General features: G+C 45.3%; 14 protein-coding genes and 1 pseudogene. 6 read left to right on the forward strand and 9 right to left on the reverse strand.

What is annotated here, in order from left to right; translation table 11 throughout:
- Positions 1 to 3 precede the first annotated feature (3 nt).
- The 4 genes from OCV19_RS22855 to OCV19_RS22870 form a co-directional block, all read right to left on the reverse strand.
- The gene (locus OCV19_RS22855; RefSeq protein ID WP_065676082.1) at positions 4 to 672 is read right to left on the reverse strand and encodes a transglutaminase-like cysteine peptidase; all 669 of its coding nucleotides are present in this window, start codon (positions 670 to 672) and stop codon (positions 4 to 6) included.
- Between the two features lie 59 nt (positions 673 to 731).
- On the reverse strand, positions 732 to 2,123 hold the full coding sequence (locus tag OCV19_RS22860) for an HlyD family type I secretion periplasmic adaptor subunit (protein ID WP_065676083.1): 1,392 nt from the start codon (positions 2,121 to 2,123) through the stop codon (positions 732 to 734).
- Positions 2,124 to 2,235: 112 nt separating this feature from the next.
- Positions 2,236 to 3,531, reverse strand: a complete 1,296-nt coding sequence (locus tag OCV19_RS22865; RefSeq protein ID WP_065676084.1) for a sigma-54-dependent transcriptional regulator — start codon at positions 3,529 to 3,531, stop codon at positions 2,236 to 2,238.
- Positions 3,532 to 3,615: 84 nt separating this feature from the next.
- Positions 3,616 to 5,538 (reverse strand): sensor histidine kinase, encoded by a 1,923-nt coding sequence (locus OCV19_RS22870; RefSeq protein ID WP_065676085.1) that lies wholly within the window; start codon positions 5,536 to 5,538, stop codon positions 3,616 to 3,618.
- A gap of 167 nt (positions 5,539 to 5,705) precedes the next feature.
- On the opposite strand from OCV19_RS22870, the gene pdxH reads away from it, so the two are divergent.
- Positions 5,706 to 6,341, forward strand: a complete 636-nt coding sequence (gene pdxH / locus OCV19_RS22875) for a pyridoxamine 5'-phosphate oxidase (protein WP_017061203.1) — start codon at positions 5,706 to 5,708, stop codon at positions 6,339 to 6,341.
- A gap of 97 nt (positions 6,342 to 6,438) precedes the next feature.
- Here pdxH and OCV19_RS22880 read toward each other — a convergent pair whose 3' ends face one another.
- Positions 6,439 to 7,221, reverse strand: coding sequence for a helix-turn-helix transcriptional regulator (locus OCV19_RS22880; protein WP_065676086.1), 783 nt, complete (start codon positions 7,219 to 7,221; stop codon positions 6,439 to 6,441).
- A 363-nt stretch (positions 7,222 to 7,584) separates the two neighbouring features.
- Positions 7,585 to 7,761: pseudogene (locus tag OCV19_RS22885) on the reverse strand (SUMF1/EgtB/PvdO family nonheme iron enzyme); the annotation flags it as partial.
- A 240-nt stretch (positions 7,762 to 8,001) separates the two neighbouring features.
- Here OCV19_RS22885 and OCV19_RS22890 point away from each other — a divergent pair.
- The 4 genes from OCV19_RS22890 to putP all read left to right on the forward strand — a co-directional run bounded on the left by OCV19_RS22890 (position 8,002) and on the right by putP (position 14,539).
- A complete protein-coding gene (locus OCV19_RS22890; protein WP_019823315.1) occupies positions 8,002 to 8,826 on the forward strand; it encodes an AraC family transcriptional regulator in 825 nt (274 codons plus the stop codon).
- A gap of 182 nt (positions 8,827 to 9,008) precedes the next feature.
- Positions 9,009 to 12,146, forward strand: a complete 3,138-nt coding sequence (gene putA / locus OCV19_RS22895) for a bifunctional proline dehydrogenase/L-glutamate gamma-semialdehyde dehydrogenase PutA (RefSeq protein WP_065676087.1) — start codon at positions 9,009 to 9,011, stop codon at positions 12,144 to 12,146.
- Between the two features lie 11 nt (positions 12,147 to 12,157).
- Positions 12,158 to 12,862 carry a 1-pyrroline-5-carboxylate dehydrogenase gene (locus tag OCV19_RS22900; RefSeq protein WP_065676088.1) on the forward strand — a complete coding sequence of 235 codons (705 nt, stop codon included), beginning with the start codon at positions 12,158 to 12,160 and terminating at the stop codon, positions 12,860 to 12,862.
- 150 nt (positions 12,863 to 13,012) lie between these two features.
- The gene (gene putP, locus OCV19_RS22905) at positions 13,013 to 14,539 is read left to right on the forward strand and encodes a sodium/proline symporter PutP (protein ID WP_170926838.1); all 1,527 of its coding nucleotides are present in this window, start codon (positions 13,013 to 13,015) and stop codon (positions 14,537 to 14,539) included.
- An 876-nt stretch (positions 14,540 to 15,415) separates the two neighbouring features.
- Here putP and OCV19_RS22915 read toward each other — a convergent pair.
- Positions 15,416 to 15,586 carry a hypothetical protein gene (locus OCV19_RS22915; RefSeq protein ID WP_019823299.1) on the reverse strand — a complete coding sequence of 57 codons (171 nt, stop codon included), beginning with the start codon at positions 15,584 to 15,586 and terminating at the stop codon, positions 15,416 to 15,418.
- 278 nt (positions 15,587 to 15,864) lie between these two features.
- Here OCV19_RS22915 and OCV19_RS22920 point away from each other — a divergent pair, with 278 nt between their 5' ends.
- Positions 15,865 to 16,353 (forward strand): Lrp/AsnC family transcriptional regulator, encoded by a 489-nt coding sequence (locus OCV19_RS22920; RefSeq protein ID WP_004732526.1) that lies wholly within the window; start codon positions 15,865 to 15,867, stop codon positions 16,351 to 16,353.
- A gap of 110 nt (positions 16,354 to 16,463) precedes the next feature.
- Here the strand turns inward: OCV19_RS22920 and OCV19_RS22925 are convergent, their stop codons facing one another.
- Together OCV19_RS22925 and OCV19_RS22930 are read right to left on the reverse strand one after the other, a co-directional pair.
- Positions 16,464 to 17,168 carry a DUF445 domain-containing protein gene (locus tag OCV19_RS22925; protein WP_065676089.1) on the reverse strand — a complete coding sequence of 235 codons (705 nt, stop codon included), beginning with the start codon at positions 17,166 to 17,168 and terminating at the stop codon, positions 16,464 to 16,466.
- A gap of 286 nt (positions 17,169 to 17,454) precedes the next feature.
- Positions 17,455 to 19,305, reverse strand: coding sequence for an ABC transporter ATP-binding protein (locus tag OCV19_RS22930; RefSeq protein WP_065676090.1), 1,851 nt, complete (start codon positions 19,303 to 19,305; stop codon positions 17,455 to 17,457).
- Positions 19,306 to 19,799 lie beyond the last annotated feature (494 nt).

Genomic DNA, 19,799 nt, shown 5'->3' on the forward strand with positions numbered 1-19,799 from the left:
TACCTACTCATCGTAATTGATAATGGGTTTGTTTAATTTTAGAGAGCGCTCACGTGAACGTAAGTCGTTCCATAAGCTCAATCTTGAAGATTTCCCTGCCAACTTGCCGCTGCCTGCTGCCGACTTGATCAACCAAAGGTTTTTACCGTTAAAACTGTAAATTGGTCGTAGATCTGGGCGTTTGGAACCGCGTTTAATTTCAGGGTTTAAGTTGTCCAAAATTAGTGGCTCTGCACTCGGTGTTGAGTAGTACGCCAACACCATGTGGAACTGGTTTAGCTCCAGTGCTTTTACGTACACTAATCGTAATTTTTTATCTGGGACGCCCAGTTCAAGTAAAGAGAAGTATTTTGCGATAGTGAAGTCTTCACAATCACCGGCGTTGCTGCCTAAAAATTCCAGTGGTGTTGCCCAGTAGTCATTCTTTCCCCACAGCATGTTGTCATCGACAAAGTACATCTGGTTGAAGAACTGGTTTACCGACCTGAGCTTCTCTTTTTCACTTAATCCGTCGTATGACGTCATATTTGAGCGCCATGTTGCCACTCGCTTTCCGGCTCTATCGCCGTAGGTTTTGGTCACCGCATCTATCCACCGTTGGTCGCTCTTGTTGAGCGCCACAGAGGTAAAAGAGGTGAGGACCAGCAGCAATAGCGAAATCCGAGACTTCATAGCCTCTGCTCTTGTCTATTTGCTGTGTATTGAAAGGCGTTATCAAACATCCAACGTCCTTACTCTTTTAGTGCATTGTTTTGAGCGCTTAATAGTGGCTTCAACATGTACTCAAGCACGGTTCTCTTGCCCGTGATGATATCGACAGAGGCGGTCATACCTGGAATGATTGGCAACTCTTCGTTCTGTCCAAAATTGTGTTTTTCGGTGCGCACGCGCACGATGTAGAAGCTATTGCCTTCTTCATCTTGGGTGGTATCGGCACTGATGTGCTCTAGCACGCCTTCTAGACCACCGTATTTAGTGAAGTCGTAAGCACTGAATTTAACGATGGCTGTCAGTTCTGGGCGTAGGAAGGCGATGTCTTGAGGAGCGATTTTCGCTTCGACCAATAGCGAGTCTTCTGTTGGTACAATCTCAACGATGTCCATACCCGGTTGGATAACACCGCCTACGGTATTTATGCCAAGCGTTTTAACGGTGCCGGTTACAGGAGATACCACCACAGTGCGGTTTACTCTGTCTTCAAGGCCAACGGCCGATTCGGTCATTGCAGATAGCTTGTCTTGGGCTTGATTGAGTTTTTCTTGTTGTTCGGAGCGGAAGTTCAGTGCGGCATCAATACGGCTGAGCATCGCTTCTTTGATGGCTGAACGTAGAAGAGGGATTTTTAGCTCGCTTGAGGTCATTTCTCGGCGAGTGTCGTTGACTTGTCTTTGCAGTTTAAGTAATTCAATTCGTGGTACCACCCCTTCATCGGCCAGAGGCTTGGTGATATCCAGTTCTTGGCGGGCGAATCGGTAACTCTGTCTTAAGTTATCGACACGCGCTTTAATTTCGATAAGGTCTTGTTGTTTCTGTTCAACTTGTTGATCAAAAACGGAAAGTTGGTTTTTTAGGTTATTGAGATCTTGACGATATTCTGCTTTTTGGCGATTAACCAGTTGAGGTTGAAGTTCATAAAACTTGGGTGGGAAGGCGAGCTTGCCGTAATCAAGTAACACACTTTTTTTCCACTCTTCTACAGAAAACTCTTCGTCGATAACAACACTGGTTAATGAGGCTGAAAGCATCAATACGTTGGCGGTTAAATTGGCAACTTGTTGTTCACGTTCGCGGAAGTCTGAGCGGAAGCGAGTGTCATCGATCAATAGTAGTTGTTGACCTTTTTGAACTTGTTGGCCTTCTCTAACTAAGATCTCTTTAACCAAACCACCCTCAAGGTTTTGCACCACTTGGATCTGAGAGGAAGGGATGACTTTGCCTTGGCCAACGGTAACTTTGTCGATCTCTGCCCAGGCAGACCACCCAATAGCAGCAATAAAAAACAGAACGATCACCCACAACATAATACGCGCACTGGTGGGCGTATTGAGGAGCAGTGCCGCTGTTTTATCATCGACATACTCAAGCTCGGTCTCGTTCAATTTGCTGAAATTTTTCTGACTCATAACAGTCCTTGTTCGCTAAATAAAAGTGCAAGCCTATTGAGTGTATTCTTACTTTTGATAAATGTTAAGATTTTGCTCCTTTAAATCTTTGAATTTATATATTTTTTAAGACTTATCGGTTCTTGAAATCTGTTTTATCGAGTTGGTGCTTTCTTAGTTTGTCATACAGTGTTTTTCGCGACACCTGCAGCTCTTGTTGTACTTCTTTTAAACGACCTTGATGACGATGTAGCGCCTCAATCAAGATAATTTGTTCAAAGCTATCGGTGCGTTGGTTTAACGACTGTTGTTGCTCTTCAATGCTCATATCGAGTTCATTGTCGTCATTTGGCTCATTAGTATCGCTGTCGAGCGACGGCTGCTTAATTTGAGTCAGCACTCTGAGTTCAGCATGTTGGCGAAGCTGACGAATGTTCTCCGTCCAATGCGTTGCAATGAGTCGCTGAATCTCTTTTTCTGTAATGACGGGTGGCGGCAGTTGATAGCGACTGGCTGCACCGCGAGCAAAGTGTTTGAACAAAGAGCCAATATCTTCCGTTCTTTTCGCCAAGGGTAGTAAATTAAATTGGCGCAGTTCACCTGTAATTGTAGTAGGAACTACTGTAGTTGCGATAATGATACAAGTTGCATTGGTCTTGCATGAGTTTTCACGAAGTAGAGTGGGTTTTAGGTTCGCTAACCACAGCCATTGATCCTGAGTTAGTGCTTCTGTCTCATGGATATAGAGTGTTCCACCTTGATGCTTCAAGAACAGTTGCAAAATAAACTGATGGAATGTCGCTTCGTCACTGCTTGGCAAATTAAACGCAGCGACAGGGCAAAGCTCCGCGGTTTGATGACTGTGTAAATCATGGGTGTATTGTGCTGTGACCCTTTTCCCCGTCCCTAAATCACCAACAAATAATAGAAGTGGGTTAGTTTTGGTATCTAGGGTGATCAATTCTCGGCGTAATGCCTGCATTGATGGTGATTGACCAATCAGTTTCGGGCCAACCTGATTTTGCATTGCCAACTCTTTACGCAATAGGTTGTTCTCTTCAACCAGTGCGAGCTTATCTGCGGCTTTTTTAACGGCAGTGAGTAGGGCATCGACCACAAATGGCTTTTCCAGAAAATCGTAAGCGCCGGCTTTCATCGCGGATACCGCGGTTTGCACATCACCATGCCCGGTAAGCACGATGACCTGAAAATGAGGGTTTTGGTTCAGTAACTTTTGCGTTAATTGAATGCCATCCATCACCGGCATGTGAATATCGGTGATGACAATTCCGGCTTGCGTGGTATCTATTTTCTTTAATGCCTCAATAGCATTGGGAAAGCAGACGATATCGATGCCTTCAATGAGCATGGCTTGTTCTACGGAGTCTCGAATGGCGGGTTCATCGTCGACAAAATAGAGTTTAGGCATAGAGTGCAAAAGTCGAGTCCTTAGCTGTAGGTGAGATTAGCAGTATGTGAGATTCGTTTTCTAATCAGCGATAACAACGGCGTGTTAGCCCTTATCGTTATATAACGGGATGCTTAGCGAGAATACCATGCCTGAAGGCTCTAACCGGTTCGCGCTGATCGTGCCGTGATACGCTTCAATAATCCGTTTCGATATTGAAAGCCCTAGCCCTAAGCCTTCCGGTTTGGTGGTAAAAAACGGGTCGAATAGCTGTTCTAGTTTATCGCTCGGCATGCCAATTCCGTTATCCCAAATGATCAGCTGACAAGAGTTATGATGCAGTTGCCACTCGATGCCTATCTGAGGGCTAGTCTGTTGGTCAACGCTTTCCAGGTTTTGTTGATCCTGCAAGATTTTCTGTTCAAGAACTTGTTGTTGAAGCGCTTGAGTCGCGTTGTGAATCAGGTTAATGAGCACTTGTTCGAGCTCGGTTGGGTGAATCGCAATGTTAATGTCGTCTGGCACTGTGCTTAACCTCAGCGTAATGCCTTGCTTGATCATCAGCGCACTGAGAAGGCTGGTAGCGTTGTTGACCGCTTGGTGGAGGTTCGCCACATGATGCTCTTGTTTAGTGACCTTGCGAGTAAAGACTTTGAGTCGCGCGATGATGTCGGTAATGGTGTTGTTGAGGGCAATCATTTTCTCAAGATTGCTCTTCACTAAATCGGTTCGTTCCATTTCAAGCAGCTTTAAGCTGTTTTCACTGTAGGTTCGCAGTGCTGCAAGCGGTTGGTTGATTTCGTGGTTAATGCTGGCTGACAGTTCACCGAGTACCGCTAATTTCGCGGTTTGTGTCAGCTCTTGTTCTGTCTGTTTCAACTTGGACTGCGACTCTTGGTATTGAAAAAGGGTTTGTTGCAGCTGTTGATTGGATTGCTTCAAGTAGTGGGTACGTTTATCAACGGTTTGCTCTAGGTTTTGGTTGAGTCGGGTCAACGCCACTTTCGCGAGATAAGTCTGGCGCCACGACCAAGCGATGAGCATCACCAAGCTGTAAATCACCACGAAGATGACATCGATCTGAAAGATTTTAATAAGTTCAGCTCTGGTCTCTTTTAGTGCGACAACTTGGTACTGGTTGTTGCTGACCGTTGCAGGGTAAAGATTAAAAGCACCAAGCTTGAATAACTGGTTGGCGGTGAGCTCTTTTCGGATTTCATTGGATTTAAGGTTATCAGATTGATTGGCGTTGCTCGCTTCTGACTGAGAGCTTGAAGAACGAAAGGCTTCGATGATCGAAATTTCGCTTTGACCGTATTGGCGTTGAAGTGCGATATCCGTTTGTTGTTGCTGCGTTAATGGCAACAATGAATGATAAAGCCATGGAGCTTGGCTTGATAGAAAGACCACTTGGTTCGAGTCTAGTACTACGATCTCAAAGTCGTCGCTGGTCAGGATGTTTTCGAGATTTTCTAAGCTCACTTTTACGGTGATAACGCCAACAACTTCCTTGTCGATATACAGAGGTGAAGACAGAAAATAACCTCGTACGTTCGAGCGAGCGCCTAGCGCGACATATTGTGTGTTGTTACCTTGAATGGCAGAAGCAAAGTAGGGACGAAACGAGAAGTTTTCGCCAACAAAAGTTCGTGGCTTTTGATCGTTACTTGAGGCTACGACAGTGCCGCTTGGGTCATGAATATAGATGGTGTCAGCCTGGCTTTGTCCCGACCACTCGAATAACAAGTTATTGAGCTGCGCCGCGGAAATCCTGTCTGCTTGTGGTGATTTGTCGAAGTAAGAGAGTAAGCGCGGATCGTGGCTGAGCAGGTCGGGGATCTGCTTGAACTTATCCAACTCAGAATCGATTTGTAGATTGGCTTTATTGGCCGCCTCGTTGAGTTGTTGAGTGACGATTTTTTCTTGAAATTGCACTGCCAAAAAGTGTGTTGCGGTCAGCCCTGCAGCTCCCAGTAGCAAAGAGAATAAAACGAAGGGCGTCATTAGGTTAGGCAGTATTTTGGTCACTCGGGTCTCAGCTTGTCATGGGTTTGTATAAAGATTATCAATATGATGGAGAGAGTACCGAGATCTTGTTAACACAGAGCACCTTCTGTGAGACAAAACCATGGCTTAGACTTGTGTTTCAAAGGATTACGGCGCAAAATCACAAAAAAATTAAAAGGAGCAACCAAATGGAACTGACAGATATTCGTCGCGAATACGCTAAGGGTGGATTGAGACGTAAAGACTTGGCCGCAGACCCGATTGAGCAATTCAATCTATGGCTAGAGCAAGCCATTGAAGCGAAGTTGACGGACCCTACTGCCATGACAGTTGCTACGGTTGATGAAAATGGTCAGCCATTCCAACGAATTGTTCTGCTGAAGAATGTTGATAAAGACGGTTTCGTTTTTTACACCAACTTAGGTAGCCGTAAAGCACACCAGCTTGAGCACAACAGCAAAATCAGTTTGCATTTCCCGTGGCATCCACTTGAGCGACAAGTTCATATTACGGGCACGGCTGAAAAGCTAACGGCTATGGAAAATATGAAGTACTTCTCGTCGCGTCCAAAAGAGAGCCAATTGGCCGCGATTGCAAGTAAGCAGAGTAGCCGCATCTCAGCGCGTGGAATTTTAGAAGGTAAGTATCTAGAGCTTAAACAGAAGTTTGCCAAAGGCGAGATTCCCGTGCCTTCTTTCTGGGGTGGATTCCGAGTTCGTGTGGATAGCATTGAGTTCTGGCAGGGTGGTGAACACCGCTTGCACGACCGTTTCTTGTTCTCACGCCAAGACAACAGTTGGGATATTGATCGCCTAGCGCCTTAGGCTGCTTGATCGCTTAGCTGCTTAATAGATCCAAAAATGCCGTTGATTAGACTGATCAACGGCATTTTTTTGTCTGAATTTTCAGCTGATTAGTAAATCAATCACTATGTAGAACAACAGATATCTGTTTTTTGAGCAGAGTTTCTGGGATCACTGAGCCCAATCCTGAGTCCAATGCATACTCAATCAATTGGCTTTTGCTGCGTGCATCGAACTTCTGTTTCAATCTGGCGACATGACCTTCGACCGTTTTGATTGAAATGTTTAGCGTCGACGCGATGTACTGTGGTTTCTTGCCAAAAAGCAGTAAGAACAGCACCTCTGATTCTCTCGAAGTCAGCCGCTTTTGCAGTTTAGACACACGCGGCTCTGATCCCGCAAGCGATGCCTGATTACCTTTTGTTCCTGTGGCCTGACAAACCCAATGACCAACCTCTAAGATCGCGGTATCGGTAAGCTCTTGGCCATAGAAGATGGTGCCTTGGACGTTGTCGTCATCATCAAGCCAAGGGGTTTTGGTAAAGATATGGGCGTGCCAGCGTCCGTCTGGATAAGGGTGAATATCGAGAATCTTAAGGGTACTGCGTGTATCCATCACATGTTTGTCTTGAGCTCTGAAATCTTGTGCGCACTCCGTGGTTTGACTGGGCATGTCGAAGTCGGTCAAGCCAGTACAAGTCTCATTAGGTTTTAAGCCAATCAATTGGTTGTAAGCAAGGTTGGCGTACACGAAGACCGAGTCAGTATCTTTGCAGCCCCAGCAGCCTGGAAGTTGTTCGAATAAAGAACGATGTATGGAGTTTAGTGGATCTGGCAAGGTTTTATCTCGTAAGCTGAGGTATAGCAATGATATCAGTTTCTTATAGCGCTGCAATGTCAATTAGAGTACGAAAAATAAGGGGTGACTGACAGTTAAACGGACTGCTGATTAACTGTGTCAATCACGGGGAATCGATGGGCATAAAGGGTGATAATCAGGCAAAAAAAAGCCAGCCTGAAGAGGGGCTGGCTAAAGACAAGATATGCCTTGTCGACATGTAGAAGATTTTCAGTCTAATTTACGAGGGTCAGGTAAATTAAACTGAGGCATCAATTTGATACCCAGAGTGACTTACTACTCTATCGACGAATCTACTCCTAGGAGTGCTTATGCATAAGGGGGGAATTCCCCTATAAATGCTGCTCAATGTGATAATTGAGAACTAGAGTAAATATTTGGGATTCTGAGCCTGTGATTGGGAGCCTACAGCTCTCGTACTACTCGGAATCCTAGATAGTTCGCTGCCGTTGAAGGCGGTACGTACAGTTCGTTAAACACTTTTGCTTCTTCAGGAGAGAAGCTCCACGCGCCACCTTTCGCTAGGCCTTTCTGAACGGTTGTCCATTCCCATACATTACCCACCATGTCGTAGAAGCCTGTAAAATGTTTTTCGTGTTTGTGCGATTGCTTGTGAAGCCCCTAAACTCACCGGAACGATTGGTTTTACAACGCCCGTAGTTTATACACTCTTGATCATCTTTCCGGAGGCATGATCAAGACGATCGCAGTGATGATCTTTCCTTTGAGGTCAGGAAATGACTCTCATGATCATTTACAAATTCATCTTATGCAGATTTCAGAGTATTATTCTTACTATGTCGATCTGAGTATTTTGCTGTCATGCCAAAACCTTTACCCTTTCCAAACCTAGACTTGTCCCCGCTAGGCCTTACTGGCCCTCGCCCTGCGGAGATCATTACTTTGCCTTCGCATATGGATTGTCACGATCACCACTATTCGCAGGTCGTGATTGGTTTAAAAGGTCAGGCAGAATTTGAAGTTTGCGGTAAAGGTAATCTTATCGGGCCGGGTCAAGGTTGTGTGGTAACGGCAAGCTCTGATCATGCTTTCGGTGGGGTGGTCGGTCAGTCGGATATCCTAGTGCTTAACATGCCAGTGCCAACCGATGATGACCCTCTAATGTTAGAGAAGATTAACCAGTTAGAATCATCGAACGTCTACTTTCAATTAGACGCGCAAATTCAAAAGCTTATCCATATGTTGGTGCAAGAAATGCAGGCGAGCCCGGATGATCTATTGTTAAGCCGTGCCTGTAATGACACGGTGATCGCTCTGATGCAAAGGCACATCTCGGCATTTGAAACCTCAATTAAAGACTCGCGTTTTGATCTTGAAGCTCTGGATCGTTATATCGAGCAACACCTCGCAAATAAGATCTCCGTCGCGCAGCTAGCAGGCAGTGTGTTTTTGGGTGAGAGCCAGTTTCACATGCTATTCAAAGAGCAAATGGGCATTACCCCTCACCAGTATGTATTAGGTAAGCGTATCGACCGCTCTCGCCGCTTGATCGAACAAGGCAACCTGAGCCTTGGCCAGGTTGCAGAATTGGCTGGTTTCTCCGGCCAATCTTCCTTTACTCACACCTTTTCACGCCTTCAAGGCATGTCACCATCCCAATATAAAAAGAAAATTTCTGTTAAATAGTGAAACAAAACGGCATGTTATTTTAAAGTTTCATGTGTGACGTTGTGTTTGTTTTGTTAATAAAGCGAGTTTTTAGCAAAAAACTCGGAGTTTTTGACAAGTAATCCTTATATACTCTAAATACACTGCAGCCATTGTAGAGATCCCCGGGCTAATTCCGGGTGTGAGATTAAGGAAAACGCATGTTTACAGCTACTGATGTGTTAAAGCCAGAATTCAATGAGCAGTCGCTTACTGATCTATGGTCGCTTATCTCACCATTATATATGGTGGATGAAACCCAATGGCTAGAGCAACTTCTGCCACTAGCTACCCCTTCTGAGTCTGAAAAGCAGCAAATCACAGAGAAAACGACCTCATTGATCGAAGCTATCCGTGCGGATAAGACTTCTATCCAGATGATCGATGCACTGTTGCTTGAATACAGCTTAGATACTCAAGAGGGCATCTTGCTGATGTGTCTGGCGGAAGCCTTGATGCGTATTCCTGATTCAGCAACGGCTGATGCACTGATTCGCGACAAACTAAGCGTTGCGGATTGGAAGTCTCACCTTAAGAATTCTGATTCGGTGTTTGTTAACGCATCCACTTGGGGATTAATGCTAACGGGTAAGGTGGTTGGGCTTTCATCTAAAGAGCAGAGTGCAGGTCAAGCGGTTAACCGTCTAGTGAACAAGCTTTCTGAGCCGGTGATTCGTAAAGCGATGCACCAAGCAATGAAGGTGATGGGTCACCAATTCGTTCTTGGCCGCAGCATTGCTGAAGCGCAGAAGAACGGTAAGTCTATGCGTGACAAAGGTTTTACCTACTCATACGACATGCTAGGTGAAGCGGCACTGACTACTGCAGACGCAAACAAATACTTCAAAGATTACCTAATGGCGATTGAAGCCGTAGGTCGAGACACGTATGTCTCTTCAAAATCGAGCCCTGCGCCATCGGTATCTATCAAGCTTTCTGCGCTTCACCCACGTTATGAAGTGGCGAACGAAGACCGCGTACTGACTGAACTTTGCGACACGCTAGAGCAGTTATTGCGCCGAGCAGTAGAGCTAGATGTTGCAATTACGATCGATGCGGAAGAAGCGGATCGCCTAGAGCTTTCTCTTAAATTATTCGAAAAACTGTACCGCACTGATCTTGTAAAAGGTTGGGGTAAATTTGGTCTGGTTATTCAAGCTTACTCAAAGCGTGCACTTCCGGTTCTAGTATGGCTAAACCGCCTAGCGAAAGAGCAGGGTGATTTGATCCCGCTTCGCTTAGTGAAAGGCGCTTACTGGGACAGCGAAATCAAATGGTCACAACAAGCGGGCTTTACTGATTACCCAGTTTACACACGTAAAGAAGCGACAGACGTAGCTTACCTTGCATGTGCGCGTTACCTATTGAGCCCAAGCGTTCGTGGCAATATCTTCCCTCAGTTTGCGAGCCACAATGCTCATACGGTTTCTGCTATTGCAGTAATGACCGAGCATAAAGACTTTGAATTCCAACGCTTACACGGCATGGGTGACTCACTTTACAACCATGCGATGGAAGCTTACCAACAGTCAGTACGTATCTACGCACCAGTTGGCAGCCACAAAGATCTACTGCCATACCTAGTACGTCGCTTGCTAGAGAACGGTGCAAACAGCTCGTTTGTGCACCGTCTAGTCGATGCACGTTGCCCAGTGGCAGAACTGACTCAACACCCAGTCGATATGCTTCTGGCGTTCGATACATTGAACAACACTAAGATTCCTCTGCCGCCAGCGGTATTCCCTGAGCGTAAAAACTCTTACGGTGTGAACATTGATATCGAAAGCGAAGCGCATCAGTTTGAAGAGCAAGTAAAAGGCTTCTTAAACAATCAATGGACTGCTGGCCCTGTGATCAACGGTGAATCTCTTGCCGAAAGCATGATCAAGGCTGATCAGAACGTTGAGCAAGTGACGGCACCTTATGATCGTCGTATTAATGTGGGTCAGGTGGCTTTCGCTAACCTTGATCATGTTTCCGCTGCGATCACTGGCGCAGACGCAGCATTCGCTGATTGGAACGCAACTTCGGTTGAAACCAAAGCGGCTGCACTTGATAAGTTGGCTGACCTGATGGAAGACAACCTCGCTGAGCTGGTGGCAATTTGTCATCAAGAAGCGGGTAAGACGATTCACGACAGCGTTGATGAAGTGCGTGAAGCGGTCGACTTCTGTCGTTACTACGCAAAACAAGCAGATAACCTACAAGGTTTCGAACTAAAAGGTTTTGATGGCCAAACACGAATCGCTTCTCGACAAGGTCGTGGTGTGTTCGTTTGTATCAGCCCTTGGAACTTCCCTCTAGCTATCTTCCTTGGCCAAATTACTGCAGCACTAGTGGCGGGTAACACGGTTGTGGCGAAGCCTGCCGAGCAAACAAGCTTAATTGCAGCTCGCGCAGTGGAATTGATGAATGAAGCGGGCTTCCCTGCTGGCACCATTCAGTTACTACCGGGTCACGGTGCTGAGATCGGCAGTGCACTAACAAGCCATGATGCGATTGCGGGCGTTGCCTTTACTGGTTCTACGCCAACGGCACAGCGTATCAATGTGTCATTAGCCACTCGTAATGCTAAGCCAGTTCCGTTTATCGCGGAAACCGGCGGCCAGAACGCGATGATCGTCGACAGTACTGCACTGCCTGAACAGGTAGTTCGTGATGTGATTCGTTCAGCATTCGCTTCAGCAGGTCAGCGTTGTTCTGCACTACGTGTGCTTTACATCCAAGAAGACATTGCAGACCGCGTGGTTGGGTTGATTCACGGTGCAATGGACGAGCTGAGTGTTGGTATTCCACACCTTCATAAAACCGATGTTGGCCCTGTTATCGACCAAAACGCGAAACAGAAGCTAATGGCGCACTTAGAAAACATGACCAATACCCAGAAGAAGGTGGCTCAACTTTCTCTAGGTACGGATTGTGAACATGGTGATTTTGTTCCACCAAGTGCTTTTGAGATTGATGACATCAGCTGCTTGAAAGAAGAACAGTTTGGCCCAGTGCTACACATTGTTCGCTTCAAAGCGAATGAGCTAGCGCAAGTGGTAGACCAAATCAACCAAACGGGCTTTGGCTTAACCATGGGTATCCACAGCCGTAACGAGACAACTTACCGTTGGATCGAAAAACACGTTCGTGTGGGTAACTGCTACATCAACCGTGACCAAGTGGGCGCCGTTGTTGGTGTTCAACCATTTGGTGGTCAAGGCTTATCAGGTACTGGCCCTAAAGCGGGTGGTCCTCACTACCTATACCGCTTTACTGATGTTCATTTCTCTCAATCACAAGACAAGGCATAAGGAGCATTATCATGGTTCATCAAGTGACAGGTTTTTCTGATGCTTTGCTAGCGTGGGAACAATGGAATCTTACCGATTTTGATTACAAGAGTGCTCAGGTACTTGCGCTTAAATCAGAGATCGAAAGTCAATCTGTGCCTTTGGCGACGGTGGCGACTTATCATCTAGAGCAAGCGTCTGCACTGCTTTCTGAACATCACCTAATGGCAGGTCCTACGGGCGAAACCAATGAGTTGTATGCCGCTGGTCGCGGTGTGGCTTTGGTGATTGTTGATGATTGCGAAGAGAAAGTGCCAGCACTGCAAACTGCAATGGCTTTGATTACTGCTGCGCTATTGGCAGGTAACAGCGTTCAATTGTGCAGTGATGATATGCAGTTCAATACCTTAGTTGCAGACGCAGCTAAGTCGGCGAACTTGCCAACTAACTTGGTGCAAGTTGCCTCGTATGACGCTGCTCAACAGTTGTTGTCTTGCGATGTACGTAGCGCGGGTTACGTGGGTAACTCGCAAACGGCACAAGCTATCAATTTACAGCTTGCTAAGCGTGACGGTGCAATCGTCGGTTTAGTAGCTGAAACGGATCTGGCGACAATGAATGTTGCCAATGATCCACACCTATCGCTGCGCTTCATTACCGAGCGTACGCGAACTATAAATATAACAGCCGTGGGCGGTAACGCGACTTTGCTCGAACTTGGAAGCGAAGCTCACTAACCTTCAGTAAAATTGGCTCTAAGCACTTTTGGTTGTTTCCATTTTTGGTTGTTTCCACTTTTGGATTTAACCCATAGTGCTTTGGAGCCTGAATACCTAACTCAATGCACTCGCTTGCCTTTATGGTGAGTGTCTTGCATTGAATTAGGCATGGAAGGCTTTCTACAAAATGAGGACTATCAAATGATAGAAAACAGTTTTGCAATAACGACGACGTTCATTGCGTATCTAATTATGATGCTAGCGATCGGTGTTATTGCTTACAAACGTACATCTAACTCAACTGACTACTTCCTAGGTGGTCGTTCGTTAGGCCCATGGCCTGCTGCACTTTCTGCTGGTGCATCAGACATGAGTGGTTGGCTGTTACTTGGCCTGCCTGGTTACGCTTACGCTGCTGGCTTTGAAGCATTCTGGCTTGCTGGTGGCCTACTTGTGGGTACTTGGGCAAACTGGTTAATCAGTGCTAAACGCCTACGTACTTACAGCATTACTACAGAGTCACTGACACTGCCTGAGTTCCTATCTCGTCGCTTCAACGATAACTCTAAGCTGATCCAAACAATTTCTGCTTTCTTTATCCTTTTATTCTTCCTTTTCTACACAAGTTCAGGCTTGGTAGCTGGTGGTAAATTGTTTGAAACGGTATTCGGCCTAGATTACACAACGGCAGTAATTATCGGTACGGTATGTGTGGTTTCTTACACCCTGTTTGGTGGTTTCCTAGCGGTATCTTGGACTGACTTGGTTCAAGGTTTACTAATGTCTGCTGCGCTATTGATTGTACCAATCGCGGCAATGAACGGCGGCCTTGGTCAGTTGTCTAGCGACCTGCACAACATCAACCCAGAGCTACTAACGCTATGGAATGATGCGAAAGGTGAGCCGCTTTCTGCTATCGCGATTATCTCGCTAGCGGCATGGGGTCTAGGTTACTTCGGTCAGCCGCACATCCTTGCTCGTTTCAAAGCAACACGTACTAATAAAGACCTAACAACAGCGCGTCGTATCGCGGTGGTATGGACAGCACTGTCTATGATTGGTGCAATGCTGGTGGGTCTTGTTGGTCTAATCTACGTAACTAACTCTGGAGCACCTAAGCTAGACGATGGCGAGAAGATCTTCATGCTTCTTGTAAACGCGATGTTCCACCCAGTTATCGCAGGTATCCTACTTGCTGCAATCCTAGCGGCAATCATGAGTACTGCGGATTCACAACTTCTTGTTTCTTCATCTGCAATGGCAGAAGATTTGTACAAGCAAGTGCTTAAGAAAGATGCGACGTCTGAAGAGATCGTTCGTGTCGGCCGCTTCGCGGTAATCCTAATCTCTCTCATTGCACTTGTGCTAGCGATGACGCCAGACAGTTCAGTACTTGGCCTTGTGTCTTACGCATGGGCTGGTTTTGGTGCTGCGTTTGGCCCAGCTATCGTATTGAGCCTTTACTGGTCTCGTATGAACCGTAACGGAGCTCTAGCGGGTATCGTAGTTGGTGGTGTTACGATTGTACTTTGGAAACAGTTCACAGGCGGTTGGTTCGATGTGTATGAAATCGTACCGGGAATCATCCTATCAACGATTTCTATCGTTGTGGTTAGCTTGATTACTGGTGAGCCAGAAGATGAAGTTAAGAAGCAACATGCTGAGTTCGAGAAGAACCTCGTTGAGCTAGACTAATTTACATTGTAAAAATACAGATGAATTAGCAAAAGCAATTGCAACAAATAATAGAGTCACTTCGGTGGCTCTATTTTTTTGACCAGTCCCTAATGCTTTCGACTTCTTTTTGAACGATATTCAATGACTCCAAGAACTCTTGGTGAGCACTCGGTTCCATCTTCTCAAACAGCCTGTGTCAGTTGTACATGTATTCTTCATTGCCCCCGTAATTCTCCATGACGTGACCCTAGCGTTCTTTATCAATATTGGTGTTTATTGCTTCGTGCTCGATCAATATGTTTTTTGTGATCATTAAAAGCTGAGTTTTCTTTATGTGGGTGCGACTTTTGTCTTATTTCAAATTCGGATGAATACGGGTGAGGTACTGCCGTTATCGGGTTTTACAATGTAAATCGAACCCGAATGATTAAAAGGGGGGTAAATAGAAGAAGGATCTTGATGACGCTTGATATCAAAAAACGAAGGGAAAAATGGCTATTTTTTGAACTTGGCGCTCACTTTTGTGATTAGCTCGGTGAATTGTTGAACTGAATTAGACATGATGTGTCAATTGTCAGTAACCACTAAAGACCTATAGGACAAAGGTATGCCAGATCTCTATTGCAAAGGATGTAAAAAAACAACACTACATAAGTCTATAATGAAACGTTGTGAATCAGAGCCCGAGACAACCTCTGGCCGTATGATGCAATGGACGTCAAAGCTATTTAGTGGAAACCTGTACTACGATATGGAAACTCAGCACTTCTGCCGCACGTGTAACTGCCGTTGCGAAACAGGAAGTACTGTACCCCAAGTTGGTTTAGCTTAACTTACAGTAAGCGCTCACTAACTTAGATCAAAAAACCTCCGTTTTAGGAGGTTTTTGCGTTTCTATGCGGCTTTGAGTGCTAGCTCAGCATCAATGGCGTCGCCATCAATCTTCACATCCCAACCATAGTTTGAGTACTCATTTGCTAGTGCTTGAGCAACATCTTTTGATACCGTTACGTGTGTCCATGAACCAATACCGTAAGGTTTATATGCGAGTTCTTGCGTTTTCATAATAGAGTCATCCTTTCTCTTTGATAATTATATTATTCACTTTGGCCTATATGCTTTCTTTCGTTTCCGGCTCAACTTATTTGTTAATCGGGTCATTTCTATAATAATTTGTTAATAACTAGAGTTTGATTTATAAGGGCTCTTATCTATTTGTATGTATTTATATCTGGTGTGAATATCATCCGTGCATTTAGTTTTTAAATGTGTGAGCGAGGTTTTCTTCGATTGCACTTGGTATGGAATATACTGAGCGGAATTTAGAATGTTTAAGGAATGTTATGTCTCAGCATCAGCTCGATCGTATCGATAAAGAGATACTAAGAATTCTGCATATGAAAGGGCGTTTACCTGTCGTTGAACTGGCAAAACAGGTCAACCTTACTACGTCACCTTGCTCTGATAGACTCAAGCGATTGGAGAAAGAGGGCTACATCACGGGCTATCATGCTGAGCTTTGTTCAGAAAAGCTGGGACTCGATGTTCAAGTCTTTATCCATATCCGTCTCGATCAGACTAGCTTTTCGATCTTTGACAAATTTGCCCAAGCGGTAGAGATGATGCCTGAGGTGGAAGAGTGCTACTCACTGTCGGGTGACTTTGACACTATGATCAAGGTTCGAGTGAAAGACATGAAGGCGTACCAAGCGTTTATGGCAACTAAGTTGGGTACTTTGCCTGGTGTGATTCAGACACGCAGTGAAGTGGTGATTGAAGAGCATAAAAAGGGCTTCGGTGTGAACCCTGAGTTGTTGGCAACTCTAAAATAGTGGCCTGATTTCGCCTTACCAAGGTGGTTTAGATATAAAAAATGGAAGCTAATAAGCTTCCATTTTTTGTTGAGCGTCAGATAAAGAGCGATCCGATAAACTTGTTCGGCTTACAGCGTAATTGTCGCAGAGATTAAGCCAATCACACCACCGAATACACCGCCCCAAACAACCAACCAACCAAGGTGTTTCTTGATCATGGTCTGAACCATCTCTTTAACCAGCTTAGGTGTTAGTTCATTCAAGCGCTGATCGATGATCGCCTCAATGTTCTCTTTGATTTCATCCATCATCGCAGGCGACTCTAGCTCGTCTTTGATGGCATTTTTTACAGAGTCACTCTTGCTGATTTCAATCACAGATTCTTGCATCTTCTCAACAAATGGCGCTTTCATTGGCTCTAGTGCTTCTGTGCCACCAAACATTGCCAACATACCGCCAAACTGAGAGTTCTCGATAACATGCACCAGTGAGTCGAATGCAGGGTTAAAGTCGATCTTCTGAATCACAGGCTCTAGATTGAGCGACTTTCCTGTCATCTCGCTGCTTAGGAAGCGATCGATGTTACTTTCTGTAAAGAATTGCTCCATCATCAGTTGCTTGATGGCTGCCTTGAACTCTTCAAAGCGTGCTGGAATAACGCCAGAACCGTATAGGCCGGGTACTTTCTCGAACAACATGTGAATCGCAAGCCAGTTGGTGATGGCACCAGAAAATGCGAATAGGCCTGCGTAAAGCAAGTATTGGTTTGCTGTCGCATAGCCGCCAGCAAGCAGTGCTAACGCAATAACGTTAGTTAAGACACTTTTGTTCATGGTTGATCTCTAGAAAGAATATTGCGCGCATTTTAAGAAAAAAACGCCAAGAAAAAAACAAAAGGATCGATGAAGTTTATTTGGCAGGTAGCAAAGAACGCTAAATAGCAGGTATAAAAAAGGCTAGCCTCCCCCCGAAGTCTAGCCTTATTCCAGAACGCGCAAGCGAGGCGTCTTTGGTGTTAATGTCATTATATAATTACAACATAACATTCTGCTATATGTAATTTACCGTTAATTAACAAATTGGTGTGAATAACATCGCACTTTTAAAGTAGCACAAAAATTAAGCGTTCGTAGCTTGCTCAAGATCATCGGCAATGAAGCCACCAGTTTGGTGATTCCACAATTGAGCATAGATGCCATTTTGTGTAATCAGCTCTTGGTGCGTGCCTTCTTCTACGATATTGCCGGCATCAAGCACGATCAGGCGATCCATCGCAGCAATGGTCGACAGGCGGTGTGCAATCGCAATAACCGTTTTGCCTTCCATTAGCTCAATCAAGCTCTCTTGAATCGCGGCTTCTACCTCAGAATCGAGTGCAGAAGTTGCTTCATCGAGAACAAGTAAGGGAGCATTTTTCAAAAGAACACGCGAGATAGCGACACGTTGACGCTGACCACCAGAAAGCTTGACGCCACGTTCACCCACTTGAGCATCGTAACCAACGTTGCCAAACGGGTCGGTTAGTGTTTCGATAAACTCATGAGCGTGCGCCTGTTTAGTCGCCGCGTATACCTCTTCGTCTGATGCCTCTGGTCGACCGTAAAGAATGTTGTCTTTGATCGAACGGTGCAGCAGTGAAGTGTCTTGGGTCACCATACCGATGTTGCTGCGCAGAGAATCTTGAGTAACGCTCGAGATCTCTTGGTCATCAATCAGGATGCGACCACTTTCTACATCGTGGAAACGCAAAAGTAAGTTAACTAGGGTCGATTTACCTGCACCCGAACGGCCAACTAAGCCCACTTTTTCACCCGGTTTGATGTTGAGGTTTAGGTTGTTAATCACCCCCTTATTCTCACCGTAGTTAAAGCTCACGTTGTCGAAGTTGATGCCGCCTTGTGGAACGTCCAGAGGCTTCGCGTCTTTCTTGTCTTCAATAGCGATGGGCTTAGACAGAGTTTTAATGCCGTCAATCACGGTACCAAGGTTCTCAAACAGACCACCAATTTCCCACATGATCCATTTCGACATGCCGTTAATACGCAGAGCCAAGCTGACCGCAATCGCGATTGCACCCACGGTGATCGCGTTGTCTAACCATAGGTAGATAGAGATACCTGCAATGCTGAATACCAATAGATAGTTAGCGAACTCAACGCAGATGTTGAAGCCAGTAACCAAGCGCATTTGGCGATGAACCGTATCTAAAAAGCCTTCCATGCCTTCTTCTGCGTATTCGGTTTCTCTTTTACTGTGTGAGAACAATTTCACGGTGGCGATGTTGGTATAGCTATCAACAATACGACCTGTCATCAGTGAACGAGCATCTGCTTGTTCGGAAGAAACGTCTTTTAGCTTTGGCACGAAGTGCAGTTGGATACCGATATAAACGAATAGCCAAATCAGCATCGGAGCCATCAATCGCCAATCTGATTCAGCAAGCATGAACAGCATCGCCGTGAAGTAAACCGTTACGTAGACAAACACATCAACCATTTTGGTCACGGTTTCACGCACCGCGAGCGAGGTTTGCATCACTTTAGTCGCGACACGTCCGGCGAAGTCATCTTGATAGAAGGACAGGCTTTGCTTCAAAAGGTAGCGGTGTGCTAACCAACGAATCGACATTGGATAGTTGCCCAGCAAAGTTTGGTGAAGCAATAGCGAGTAAACACTGATCAAGATTGGCATCACAACCAACAGCAGAATACCGAGCCCCACCAATGTCGACTCGTTGTCTGCTAAGAAAGTGTCTGGGTTGCTTGTTGATAGCCAGTCGACCAATTGCCCCATGTAACCGAACAGCGCGACTTCGATGATCGCGATGGTCATGCTCATCAACCCGAGCAAGATCAAAGGTTTCTCGAAACCCCGAGTGTAATGGCGGCAGAATGCGAGTATGCCAGTAGGAGGTTGTATCGGCTCTCCCTTTGGAAAGGCTTCAGTAAAGCCTTCAAATTTCTTGTACATAGATTTCCCTTTATAAACTAGTGCATCTATAAGCGACTGCATCGTTGGTGCAGCTTTGTTTTTATGGTCTTGATTCGAAATTTAACTGTCTTAGTTTGAAATTATATAAGCGCCCATGGGTTCTTATCAGTATTAAGTCATTCGATGGATTTTGTTCTAGCGCCTATTTAGGCACTTGGCTTTAAAACACTAAAACTTTGTCTAAGCGATACAGGAAAGGTCCAAAGAGTGTCTTTCATGACGCTTATTTTAGATTGAATTAGACAGGAAAAGTTAAGCTTATTTCCAACGTAATTGATTGTTATGCAACGGTGATAATCCTAACGTTAAATGGATTGAATTGTAATCAAAACTCGTGATGGGCGAGAAAATGGAATCAGAATATTTATCCATAAAGTGACTTAACGAATATGCATACAGTTGGTTCTTTCTGATGTGCTGTTATCTTGCAGTAAAAATTACCGATTAATCTAAGATCTGCAGTAATTGTTTGG

The sequence above is a fragment of the Vibrio celticus genome, assembly GCF_024347335.1.
GTDB classification, from domain to species: domain Bacteria; phylum Pseudomonadota; class Gammaproteobacteria; order Enterobacterales; family Vibrionaceae; genus Vibrio; species Vibrio celticus.